Annotated in this window: 6 protein-coding genes and 1 pseudogene; 5 read left to right on the forward strand and 2 right to left on the reverse strand. The window is 70.4% G+C overall.

Features of this window, described 5'->3' with window-relative positions; translation table 11 throughout:
* Positions 1 to 53: 53 nt before the first annotated feature.
* Positions 54 to 3,714, reverse strand: a pseudogene (locus tag LQ326_RS04460) (LamG-like jellyroll fold domain-containing protein).
* 483 nt (positions 3,715 to 4,197) lie between these two features.
* On the opposite strand from LQ326_RS04460, the gene LQ326_RS04465 reads away from it, so the two are divergent.
* The 5 genes from LQ326_RS04465 (at position 4,198) to LQ326_RS04485 (ending at position 10,314) form a co-directional block, all read left to right on the forward strand.
* Positions 4,198 to 5,214, forward strand: coding sequence for a LacI family DNA-binding transcriptional regulator (locus LQ326_RS04465; RefSeq protein ID WP_234532732.1), 1,017 nt, complete (start codon positions 4,198 to 4,200; stop codon positions 5,212 to 5,214).
* Between the two features lie 229 nt (positions 5,215 to 5,443).
* Positions 5,444 to 6,691 carry a sugar ABC transporter substrate-binding protein gene (locus tag LQ326_RS04470; RefSeq protein ID WP_234532734.1) on the forward strand — a complete coding sequence of 416 codons (1,248 nt, stop codon included), beginning with the start codon at positions 5,444 to 5,446 and terminating at the stop codon, positions 6,689 to 6,691.
* A 19-nt stretch (positions 6,692 to 6,710) separates the two neighbouring features.
* Entirely contained in the window at positions 6,711 to 7,661 is a 951-nt protein-coding gene (locus LQ326_RS04475; RefSeq protein ID WP_234532736.1) for a carbohydrate ABC transporter permease, read from the forward strand.
* Positions 7,658 to 8,482, forward strand: a complete 825-nt coding sequence (locus LQ326_RS04480) for a carbohydrate ABC transporter permease (protein WP_234532738.1) — start codon at positions 7,658 to 7,660, stop codon at positions 8,480 to 8,482. Before LQ326_RS04475 ends, LQ326_RS04480 begins: the two co-directional genes overlap by 4 nt.
* Positions 8,483 to 8,553: 71 nt before the next feature.
* Positions 8,554 to 10,314: an amylo-alpha-1,6-glucosidase gene (locus LQ326_RS04485; protein ID WP_234532740.1), complete on the forward strand. Its 1,761-nt coding sequence runs from the start codon at positions 8,554 to 8,556 to the stop codon at positions 10,312 to 10,314.
* 234 nt (positions 10,315 to 10,548) lie between these two features.
* Here the strand turns inward: LQ326_RS04485 and LQ326_RS04490 are convergent, their stop codons facing one another.
* Positions 10,549 to 11,817 carry an MFS transporter gene (locus LQ326_RS04490; protein WP_234532743.1) on the reverse strand — a complete coding sequence of 423 codons (1,269 nt, stop codon included), beginning with the start codon at positions 11,815 to 11,817 and terminating at the stop codon, positions 10,549 to 10,551.
* Positions 11,818 to 12,013 lie beyond the last annotated feature (196 nt).

Here is a 12,013-nt window from a genome sequence, read left to right on the forward strand (position 1 = left end):
GCCGGGGACGGCGGGGGCCCACCGTGGTGTGCGGCGGCCCGCCGCCCCTCACCTCATCGCACCTCCTTCGCGTACGGCGCGACGACGATCCGGTCGATCAGCGGCGCCCAGCGGGAGCGGAGCAGGATCCCCGGGAAGGTGTCCGAGGCGTAGGTGGTGCCGTCGAAGTCCGGCAGTTCCTCGGCGCGGAACGTGACGGTGTTCTCCCCCTTCCTCAGGTGGACCGGGACGGTCAGTTCCCAGAAGTTGTTCTGGTGGAAGCTGTGCGGGAAGCCGACGCGCTGGAGGTCACCGCCGTTGACGGTGATGTCGGCGTGCCGGGCGAGCGGGTCCGGGTTGTAGTGGGTGGCCTGCGACTGCTCCGGGTTGGCGTAGCGGATGCGCAGCGCGTACAGACCGGTCCTGTCCGCGGCGACCGTGAACGTCGCGGTGTTGTGGTTGCCGGGGTCGCCGCCGATCCCGGTGATGGCCGTGCCGTCGGTCGCCAGGGACAGCGGGGTCAGCGTGGCCGAGCCCGTGAGCGTGGCGTCCCGCGCCTCGTACGTACGCGAGGTGAGGGTGCCGTCGGTCGGGGTGACCGTCAGCCGGTCGACCAGGGTGGTGGCCGAACCGCCCGTCAGCGTCACCTTGTTGATGCCGCCCGACAGGGAGACGGCCACCTTGTGCCTGGCCTTGGTCACGTGCATGACCTCGTGCCCGTTGACGGACAGCCGCGCGTCCGCGCCGGCGAGGGCGTCGACCCCGAGGGTGGCCTCGCGGTCGGCGGGGGAGTACACCCAGAACGTGGCGGTCTGGTTCTTCGCGAGCCGGACCGCGCCCGCGCCGGTGGCGGGGGCCGCGGTGTGCTTCGGCAGGTCGTAGACGGGCCGTGCGCCGCCGCCCAGCCAGGCCAGCTCGCCCTCGTATGTCCGAGTGGTCGCCGATGCCGCGGGCAGGGACAGGGTGAGCCGGTCGACGATGGCGTCGCCCCTGGTGGCGCGCTTGCCGTCGAGGCTCTGCGCGGCCAGCGTGAGGGTGTGCCTGCCCTGGGTGAGGCGGACCTTGGTGTCGGTGTGGTCCCACACCACCCACTTGTAGCCGAGCGGCAGGTACAGCTCCTGCTCGCCGGCGGCCTTGCCGTCCACGCGCAGGAAGACGTTGGTGGGGCCCTGTTCCCTGACCTTGTCGTAGGTGTTGAGGGAGTTGGCGAAGACGCTCAGGTCGTAGGTGCCGTCCTCGGGCACGTCCACGGTGAAGTCGAGGGCGACGTCGGAGCCGGTACGCAGGCCGCCCACGTCGTACCCGCCGGAGGTGTAGAACTTCGACACGTCGCCCGGTGACCCCTCCGGGCCGTTCCTGGAGTAGCCGGAGCCCGTGTGAGCGGCGTCCTCCGCCTCGTACGACCCTTGCCAGCGCACGGGTGACGACTGTGTGGCTCTCGCCTTCCCGGCCGGGCTGAGGACGATCTCGTACGCCGAGGACTCCTTCAGCGGCGGCAGAGCGCCGTCGCCGAAGTCGACGACGGCCTTGCCGTCGTCACTGACCTTCAGGTCGGTCTCCGTGAGCAGCTTCGGCCCGGAGCTGTCGCCGACCTGCCCGCTCCACTCGATCTCCTTCACCCAGGCGTGCACACGGTCCCCGAAGACCTGCCTCGGGACACCCGCGAAGGTGATGTGCCCCTTGCCGTCGGAACCGCCGAAGACCAGCCGGGCCTGTCTCTTGTGCTCGTCCAGCGTGGCGACCCCCTGCAGGGTGTAGTTCTGGCCGGGGAACGGCGGGGTCACCGTCACCGTGTGCCCGCTCATCGAGGCGTACGAGTGCAGCAGCCACCACTGGCCGTTGCCACGGTTGGCCTGCACCGCGGAGTCGGACAGGTTGCCGTCGATGTTCCAGTACGCGATGTCGGCGTCCACCTTGGACTCCTCGATCGCGGACACCCACTGGACCAGCTGGCCGGGCACCGAGGTGTGGTAGTTGAAGGCGTACTCGTCGATGTTGACGGGGAGCTGGGTGCCCTCCCGGTCGGTGCCCTTGAACAGCTCCTTCTCCCACGTCCGGTACGTGGTGACGCTCTGGCGCACCGCCTCCGGGTGGCTCAGCTCATGCCACGTGATCACGTCCGGCAGCGTGCCGGCGGCCAGGGCATGGCTGAGGAAGCCCTTCACCTGGCCGTACAGGACGCTGGTGTTGGGGCCCGCGACGCGCGCGTTCGGCATCCTGGCCTTGATGAGCCGGTAGACCTCGTCCCAGGCGGCGAAGTAGGCCCGGGGATCGTCCAGCCAGCTGACCTTGTCGTAACTCCACTCACCGGTGCCGAACATGTTGCCCTCGGGCTCGTTGAACGGCACGAAGACGACGTTGTCCTGGTACTTCTCCGGGAGTCGCAGGACCTGGTCGACCTGTTGGGTGATCTTCTCCTCGTACTGCTCGAGCTTCGCGGCCGGGGTGTCGCCCGGCCACTCGTACGGGAAGCCCCGGTGGATGTCGGTCATGTAGACGTACCACGTCGCCGTCGGTGGAGTCGGCCAGCGGCCTCACCACGTCCAGCGCGTCGGCGCCGGGGTGCTGCGGGCCGTCCTGCGCCTTGGTCGCGACCGTACGCAGGCCCATGCCCTCGATGAGGTTGTCGGTGGGGACGCCCGGCCCGTACACGCCGTAGAGCGTGCCGGAGGCGCCGCCGTGGAAGGCGCCGGTGTCCGAGGAGAGATCGACGGTGAGCTCTCCCTCGCGGACGACGGTGACGGTCGCCCGCACGGTGCGCCCGGCCGCCGTTCCCGCCACGGTGAACGTGCCCGGCCCGGCGTACTTCCCGGCCGGTACGGCGTCCCAGGTGATCGGTGTGTCGCGGTCGTAGCCGTCGGAGTAGGAGGAGCGCACCGTGCCGGGCAGGGACGGGGCGGTACCGGTCGTCGTACGGACGTCGAAGGACACCTTCGAGAGCTCCTGCGGCGTCGGGGCGTTCGCGACCGTGCCGGCGACCTGCTCGGGGGTGAGTGCCGAGTGCCAGACCGCGAAGTCGTCGATCGCGCCCTTGAACAGCGGGTCCTGGTAGAAGGACCTGCCGATGCAGCCGGCCGACGTGGCCGAACTGTCCAGCAGGTCCTTGGCGTTGACGATCGTCGCGGCGGAGGAGACCGCCACGCCGTCGAGATAGGTGGTGACCCGGCGGGCGGTGCTGTCGAGGGTGACGGTGACGGTCCGCCAGCCGTCGGCGGGCAGCGGTGCGTAACCGGAGACCTGAGCCTCCGCGCCCCCGCCGCCGGTGGTCACGGCGGTGCGCAGCACGCTGCCGTTGCTGGGCGTGGTGAACAGGTACTTGCCGGTGTCGGTGCCCAGGTCGAAGATCCGCTGCCAGGCCGGCTGGTCGCCGCTCCATCTCACCCGGGCCGAGACCGTCAGATCGCTCGCGTCGCCCAGCACTTCACGGGGCAGCCGGACGTATGCGCCGTCGGAGCCGGGCGCTCCGCCGGGCAGGTCCAGCGCCCTGCCGCCGACGGCGCCGGCGACGGACCGGGCGGTGGAGGAGTTCACCAGGGTCGCGGTCAGACCGTTGCCGGAACTGTCGCCGATGGTTCCGGAGGAGAGGTCGTCCTGGTCGAAGGTGTAGTGGACGACGGGCCGGGGGGCCTCGGCCGCCTGTGCGGGGACGGCCGGCGCTACCAGCGCGCCCGCGCCGAGGGCCACGGCCACGGCGGCCGGGGCCCGGCGCCGGGCCGGTCGGTCAGCGGATGACATGGATGGCGTCCTCGATCCTTTGAGTAACGGGTCCCGGTCTGCCTGCCTCCGCCCCGGCTGCTCGTCCGCATGCCGTTGCCGCGAGGCCTGTCCGAGGTGTCACGATGCCGAATCGGTTCGATCAGATGGCCCCGCGGAGGCGAGGCGGCTGACCCAGGTGGTGGTGGCGAACCGCACGCGACGGGCTGTGCGGAAGGGGTATCGGTCGCGGGAGGGCGTGTCGAACCGGTTCGCAGAAGCTAGCACCGGGAAAATTCCGCAGCAATACCTCTGGTACGAGCGGACGCGGCGACGTTCATGGAACGCCCCGATTTCCCTGCGGCAACCGTTTGGGGTGTTGACAGCCGCCCCGCTTGTTCCTACGTTCACTTCACGCGAACCGGTTCGACGACCGGTGACCGTTCTGTCTCTTCGCCCAGCATCCCTACGGGTCGGACGCTCTGCCTCGCGGGGTATCGAACCGGTTCGAGCAAGGAGTTCTCGGTGAACATCGGTGAGATCGCCCGCAGGGCCGGTGTCTCGCGGAGCACCGTGTCCTACGCGCTGAGCGGCAAGCGCCCCGTCTCGGACGCCACCCGCCGCAAGATCCGGGAGGTCATCGACGAGCTTGGCTACCGTCCGAACGCCAGCGCCCGTGCCCTGGCCAACGGCCGGACCAGCACGATCGGTCTGGTGTTCCCGCCGGCGGGCACCCACTACACCGGGATGCAGCTGGATTTCATCGGCAGCGTGGTGGAGGCCGCCGCGGCCTACGACTACGACGTCCTGCTCTCCCCGAGCGGCGTGGACAGCGACCGCTCCTTCCAGCGGCTGCTGGGGGAGCGGCGGGTCGACGGCGCCATCCTCATGGAGATCCGGCTGGCGGACGACCGGGTCGACCACCTGGCCGACCTCGGTTTCCCCTCCGTCGCCATCGGCCGCACCGCCCACCCGGAGCGCGGCTGGTGGGTGGGTCTCGACCACACCGCTCTGGCGCAGGCGTGCGTCCACCACCTGGCGGACCTCGGCCACCGCAGGATCGCCTTCGTCAACCGTCCCGAGCAGCTGCTGCGGGCCGGGTACGAGTCCGCGCACCGCGGCCTGGACGGCTTCACCAAGGCCGCGGCCGAGCGTGGACTGACCGTGCGGACGTACAACTGCGGAGACGACGCCGCCTCGGGGCAGGCGTGCCTGGAGCGGATCCTGCGGGACGACCCGGCCACCACGGGTCTGGTCACGCTCAACGAGGCCGCGCTCGGAGGTCTCTACCGGGGGCTCGCGCAGGCGGGCCGCCATGTGCCGCGCGACTTCTCCGTCACGGGAGTCGTGGCCGGCCGGTGGGCGGAGACGGTGACTCCGCAGCTCACCGCGGCCGACGTACCGGCGGAGCAGATGGGCCGTCTCGCCGTCGACCTCCTCGTCGAACGGCTGGACAACCCCGACACGCCCCCCCGGAACCACCTGCTCGCCCCGCCGATCTCCCTGCGGGCCAGCACCGGGCCCGTCTTCGGCACCGCCTGAGTCCGAGGCCCCCCGGCCTCCTTGCTCCGCCACACCCCCGACCACGCCCCACGGGCGCATTCCCGGCCACGACCGGCGGGCACACCACCGACCACGACATGCGGGCGGCTGAGTCGCACCGCACCGAGCACCCGAATCCCGCGGCGGCGCCGGCGCCGCCGGGCATGCCCGGCTCTTTCTCCGTCACCCCTCTCACGGCACACCCCTGCCGAAAAGCGAAGGACCTGCCATGCACAGCACCATCAGACAGCGCCGTCTGACCGCGGCGGCCCTGACCGCCCTCGCCGTCGCCGTCAGCGCCACCGCCTGCTCCTCCGGCCCGGGCGGCACCGACACCAGGGGCGCCGGCGGTGGTACGTACACCGTCTGGGACCCGTACCCGCAGTTCGACAAGGCCTCGGCCTGGGCGAAGCTGCTGGACCAGTGCGGCACCAAGGCGGGCGTGACGATCAAGCGGACCGGCTACGACACCAGCGACCTGGGCACCAAGACGCTGCTCGCGGCTCAGCAGGGCAACTCCCCGGACGTCCTCATCGTCGACAACCCGGTCGTGTCGACCCTCGCCGAGGCGGGCGTGCTCACCACGACCGAGGAGAACGAGCTCGACACCTCCGAGGCGGACCCCAACCTGCTCGCGGCCGGCCAGTCGGGTGGCAAGACCTACGGCACACCGATCGGCGCCAACACGCTCGCCCTCTACTACAACAAGAAGGTGCTGAAGGCGGCCGGCGTCGACATCGCCGCGGTCAAGGACTGGACGTCGCTGACGGCGGCGCTGGCGAAGGTGAAGAAGGCGGGCAAGAAGGGCATCACGTTCTCCGCGATCGGCACGGAGGAGGGCAGTTTCCAGTTCCTGCCGTGGTTCTGGGGCTCGGGCGCCGAGCTGACCGAACTCGACAGCCCGAAGGCCGTCTCGGCCCTGTCGTTGTGGAAGAACTGGCTGAAGCAGGGCTACGCCCCGAACTCGGTGCTCAACAACACCCAGACCACCAGCTGGCAGGAGTTCGCGAGCGGCGACTACGCGTTCAGCGAGAACGGCACCTGGCAGCTCGCGGGTGCCAAGAAGGCCGGCCTCGACTACGGGGTGCTGCCCATACCCGGCGCGAACGGCGGCACCGCCGCGGCCCCGACCGGCGGCGAGTTCGTCACCGTACCGGTCCAGCGGGACACCGACCGCTACGCCGTCTCCCAACGGCTGGCCACCTGCCTGACCAGCACCGCCAACCTCTACGACACCGACACCACCCTGTCCTACGTCGCTCCCACCAGCAAGGTCCAGGACAAGCAGGTGGCGGCGAACGCAGAGCTGAAGCCGTGGGTCGCGGCGGTCAGGGCGGCCAAGGGCCGCACCAGCGACGACCTGGGCACCAAGTACCCGACGATCTCCGAGCAGATGTGGAAGGCCGTCCAGTCCGCGCTCAGTGGCGCCGAGTCGCCGAAGGACGCGCTGGCCAAGGCCCAGTCGGCCGTCAAGTAGTCAGGGACGCGGTCCGCAGATGAACGACACGAGACAGGTCTCTCCCCGCCGGCCCGCGCCCCGGCCGGGCGCGCGAGAACGGCGCCGTCCGCCCTCCCGGCAGTGGGCCGCCTGGGCCTTCCTCGCCCCGGTCGGCCTCTACCTCGGCCTCTTCTACGCCTATCCGCTGTACCGCAATGTCGACCTCAGCCTGCGCGACTACACCGTCCGCTCCTTCGTCCAGGGCGACGCGCCCTTCTCGGGCCTGGAGAACTACCGGAAGATCTTCGACGACCCGGCCTTCGCGCCCGCCCTGCTGCACACCGTGGTGTTCACCGCCGTGTGCCTGGTCTTCCAGTACGCCATCGGCCTGGCCCTCGCGGTCTTCTTCAACCAGCACTTCCGGCTGTCGGTCACCCTGCGGGCGCTGTTCCTGGTGCCCTGGCTGCTGCCGCTGATCGTCTCGGCCTCCACCTGGTCATGGATGCTCAACAGCGACTCCGGCATCGTCAACGCCGTACTGCACGCGGCCGGCATCGGACCGGTGAACTGGCTGACCTCACCGTCCTGGTCGCTGACCTCGGTGATCATCGCGAACATCTGGATCGGCGTCCCGTTCAACCTGGTGGTGCTGCACAGCGGCCTGCAGTCCATCCCCAGGAGCCTGTACGAGGCGGCGGCCCTCGACGGGGCGAACGCCTGGCAGCGTTTCTGGCGCGTCACCTTCCCGCTGCTGCGCCCGGTCTCCGCGATCACGTTGCTGCTGGGCCTCGTCTACACGCTCAAGGTCTTCGACATCATCTGGATCATGACCAAGGGCGGCCCGGCGGACTCGTCGGCCACCTTCGCCACCTGGTCCTACCAGCTCGGCTTCGGCAACCTCCTGCCCGCCTTCGGACCCGGGGCCGCCGTCGGCAACCTGCTCGTGGTCGCCGCCCTGGTCCTCGGCCTGGTCTACGTCCGGGCTCAGCGAAAGCAGGCGCAGTCATGAACCGAGGCACCGCTCGCGCACGGGGGAAGACCGTCATCGGCCTGCTGCTGACCGGGGTCATGCTCTTCCCGGTCTACTGGATGGTCAACGTGTCCCTCACCCGCGACCAGGACATGCGCAAGAGCCCGCCGGACCTGTTCCCGGCCCACGGCACCCTGGCCGGCTACCGCACCGTCCTCCACGAGCAACTGCCCTACCTCGGCACCAGCCTCGTGGTCGCTCTCGGCACCGTCGTGCTGACCGCGGCCCTGGCCGCGCCCGCCGGCTACGCCCTGGCCAAGCTGCGCCCACGCGGCGGCGGCATCCTGAGCTTCGTCCTGCTGGCCGCCCAGATGATCCCCGGCATCATCATGGCGATGGGCTTCTACGCCATCTACCTGCAACTCGGCCTGCTCCAGTCCGTTCCCGGCCTGATCGTCGCCGACTCGACGCTGGCCGTCCCCTTCGCGGTGCTGATCTTCACCGCGTTCATGTCGGGTATCCCCGGCGAACTGCTCCAGGCCGCGCACATGGACGGAGCCGGCCCCCTGCGGACCTTCTGGTCGATCGTCCTGCCGATGAGCCGCAACGCCGTCGTCACGGTGTCCCTGTTCGCCTTCCTCTGGTCCTGGTCCGACTTCGTCTTCGCCAACACCCTGGTCAACGGCGGCGCCCATGAGCCGATCACCCTCGGCATCTATCACTACATCGGCAACAACAACCAGGAGTGGAACGCCATCATGGCCACCGCCGTCGTGGCGTCACTGCCCGCCGCGCTCGTCCTCGTCCTCGCCCAGCGCTACGTGGCGGCCGGTGTGACCACCGGCGCCGTCAAGGACTGAGTCCCCGCAGCCCCTCACGACAGCCGGCGCCGGCCGGTCGTCGCCCCTGCTCCAGAAACGAGTCACGCCTGATGACCGCCGCCCGATCCGGTCCGGCCTTCTCCGTCCACGACATCCCGTTCAGCACGTACGGATCCTGGTTCGGCATCTCCCCCGTGGTGGCGGAGAAGACATACGCCGAGGACCTCCACCTCGTCTCGCACCAGAACGGCATGCACGGCGTCCTGCGTCTGGTCCCCCTGGACCCGGCGAGCGGCGAGCGGGCCGGGACCCGCGTCGAGGCGACACCGGGCCTGCTCGGCTGGACCGGCGGGAACGGGCGCGTCGAGCTGGCCTACGAGTCGCCGGACACCGTTCGCCTGCGCGGCGGCGGCCTGGACTTCGCCGTGCTCGCCGCCGCGCGGACCCTGACCCCGTTCAGCGGCACGTACTTCTTCCACGACCCGGCGGCGGACGCGCACGTGTTCACCTCGTACGAGACCGGCCGCCGGTACCGCGTCACCGTGCTGTCCGGTGTCCTCGCCGGCACCGCCGGATCCCAGGCCCTGGCCGGCAGTGACCGTGGTCTCACCGTGACCGCGCGGGCGGACGCCTGCTGGGAGATCGCGATCGAGGAGTTCGACGCGGCCCGCCCGCCCTATGTGTCCGTGGCGCCCTTCGACGCCGTCGTGGCCGCCGCGCGGGATGCCTTCGCGGGCTTCGTGGACGCCGTGGCGCCCTGGCGTTCCGACGCGACCCCGGCCGCCGAACTCGCCGCCTACGTCCTCTGGTCGGCGACCGTGGCGGCGAAGGGCCAGGTCACCAGACCGAGCGTGCTGATGTCCAAGCACTGGATGGACAAGGTCTGGAGCTGGGACCACTGCTTCAACGCCCTCGCCCTGGCCGAGGGTTCGCCCGAGCTGGCCTGGGACCAGTACCACCTGCCCTTCGACCACCAGGACGAGAGCGGCGCGCTGCCGGACTCGGTCACCCATTCCGAGGTCCTCTACAACTTCGTCAAGCCGCCTGTCCACGGCTGGGCCTTCGGCCACCTGCGTCGCAGACTTCCGAGCCCCCTCGACCGGGCCGAACTGACCGAGGTGTACGAACGGCTTGCGCGCTGGACCGGGTTCTGGCTCACCGCCCGGCGCGTTCCCGGCGCCGCACTGCCCTACTACCAGCACGGCAACGACAGCGGCTGGGACAACGCCACCACCTTCGCCGCCCGACGGGTGGTCGTCACCGCCGACCTCGCCGCCCTCCTCGTCCTCCAGCTTCGCCAACTTGCGGGACTGGCAGCCGAGTTGGGCAAGCGTGACGCCGTCACCCGGTGGACGCGGACGGCCGAGGAGATCCAGGCGGCACTGCTCGACCAGCTCTGGACCGGAGACAGGTTCGTCGCCCGCTCGGCAGGCACCGGGGAGACCTGGAGCAGCGCCAGCCTCCTCGACCTGATGCCCATCGTGCTGGGCGAGCACCTGCCCGCCGAGGTCGGCAGCGTGCTGGCTGATCACATCAAGGCCCACCTGACCCCGTACGGCCTCGCCACCGAACTTCCCAGCTCCCCGCATTACCTCGCCGACGGCTACTGGCGCGGTCCGATCTGGGCCCCCGCCACCGTCCTCATCGAGGACGGCCTGCGCCGCGCCGGCCACCAGCGGCTCGCGGACGACATCAGCGCCCGTTTCCGGGCCCTGTGCGAGAACCATGGCTTCGCCGAGAACTTCGACGCCCTCACCGGCACCGGCCTGCGCGACCGGGCCTACACGTGGACCGCCAGCAGCTATCTGCTCCTCGCCCGTGACCACCACCTGCGCGCGGACGCCGGAACCGACAACCCCACCGTCCTCTGAACCGCCCGCGACAACCCGCCCACACGCCCGGCGCGGGGGCCCGCGCGGGGCAGAGCCAGCCCGCGGTCCCCGACCAGTGGATGCCGGTTCCGCGAGCCGCCCCCGGCGGCCGCGGATGCCACGGTGGAACGGGCGGTCTCCGGTCTCCCGCGCGATCCCGGCAGGGGGCTTCCGGAGCGGCGGGGGCGCGGACGCGCGTGAAGGGGGCTGGCCGGTGGGCGAACGCGCCGCTCTTCACCGTCGGGCGGCGACCATGCGCAGGGTGGGTTCGGTGCGGAGCCTTATGAAGATGGTGACCAGAGCGGCGGCCTGGACGAGACCGCAGGCCAGTATGACGTTGCCGAGGTGCGGGGGCGGGGTGAGCGCTACCAGGATCCCCGCCGCGGGGAAGGGCAGCAGCAGGAGAAGCATGGTCAGCGAGAGCGTGGCACCGAGTGCTGTCGGAGGGATGATCAGCGAACGCACCGTGCGCAACACGACCGTGAGGCCACCGTCGCCCGCCATGAACATCGCTATCAGGACGGTGTAGGAGACGTAGGACGGAGCCTGGGTGATGGCCAGTCCCGCGGCGGAAGCGAGCGTCGCGGACACCACGCCCACCCCCCACAGGTCGAGGCGGGTCAGTGCGAGCCGACAGCACGTTATCGCCAGCAGAGTCGCCACGGCGGCAGCGGACCACATGGCGCCGACATCGGCGGAAGAGCGCCCGAGACTCTTCACCACGATCACCGGGCTGGCGGACTGGAGCAGCCCGAGGGCGAGGTTGGAACAGGCCAGCCCGGCCACCAGCCAGCCCAGGGCGGGAAGCGCCAGCAGAGTGCGCAGGCCCAAGCGCAGCGCACTGTCGTTTCCCGCGGCGTCGGCACGTGCCGCGCGCAGCGGAGTCGGCGGAAGCTGGAGACCGAGCACGGCGGCGACCAGGGAAACCGCGCTCAGGCACCCGAGCATCCATTCCGGTCCGGCCAGGACAAGGAAGCCGGCGAGCAGCGGACCGATGACCGTGGCGGTCTGGTCGATGCCGACGAGGACCGCCTGTATCCCATGAGGCCGGGCCTGGTCCCGCCGAGTGACGACCGCCCCGACGGCCTCGTTGGCAACGAAACCGAACTGGGAGAGAGTGCCGGTGACGGCTGCCAGAACCAGTACGACCGCGGTCTCGGCGGTGCCCGATGGAAGCATGATCAGCGCGACCGCCGAGACCGCCACCACCGCGGCCCGGGAGAGAGAGGCGATGAAGCAGACGATCGCCGCGCCCCGGCGGTCCACCGCGTTGCCGGCGGGGACGAACGCCGCGATACGCGGAGTCCACTCCAACGCGAATGCCAGGCCTGTCAAAGACGAAGAACCGGTAATTGTCAGGACCAGGAGCGGCATGGCGTACGTCGCCATGGAAAACGCCAGCGCGTCACTCGCGCGTGGAGCATAGATTCGCCGGAAGAGACTGCCCGACGGAACGGCGGCATGCCGACCGACAGGCCGGTCCTCGTGCACGGTGATGGCCACGAAAGAGGGGAGGCTTTCGATGAGACGTATCGGGGGAGGGGGACGAGAGATACCGGTCACCTGCGGGGGAAATGCACGTGCGGAGACATACCAGGCTGCGGCAGGTTCTCGTGTGGGTTGTCAGGGCAGTCCCGTAGCGGCCCGAGTCGCATCTGCGCTCATCACGAGACGCACGAAGGGCAACCTGGCCTCCGCT

Source organism: Streptomyces shenzhenensis (genome assembly GCF_021462265.1).
In the GTDB taxonomy this organism is placed as follows: domain Bacteria; phylum Actinomycetota; class Actinomycetes; order Streptomycetales; family Streptomycetaceae; genus Streptomyces; species Streptomyces shenzhenensis.

Bases quoted from the DNA above. Each gene is read 5' to 3' on its own strand.
- LQ326_RS04470 (WP_234532734.1), top strand. From the start codon at position 5,444: ATGCACAGCACCATCAGACAGCGCCGTCTGACCGCGGCGGCCCTGACC.
- LQ326_RS04475 (WP_234532736.1), top strand. From the start codon at position 6,711: ATGAACGACACGAGACAGGTCTCTCCCCGCCGGCCCGCGCCCCGGCCG.
- LQ326_RS04480 (WP_234532738.1), top strand. From the start codon at position 7,658: ATGAACCGAGGCACCGCTCGCGCACGGGGGAAGACCGTCATCGGCCTG.
- LQ326_RS04485 (WP_234532740.1), top strand. From the start codon at position 8,554: ATGACCGCCGCCCGATCCGGTCCGGCCTTCTCCGTCCACGACATCCCG.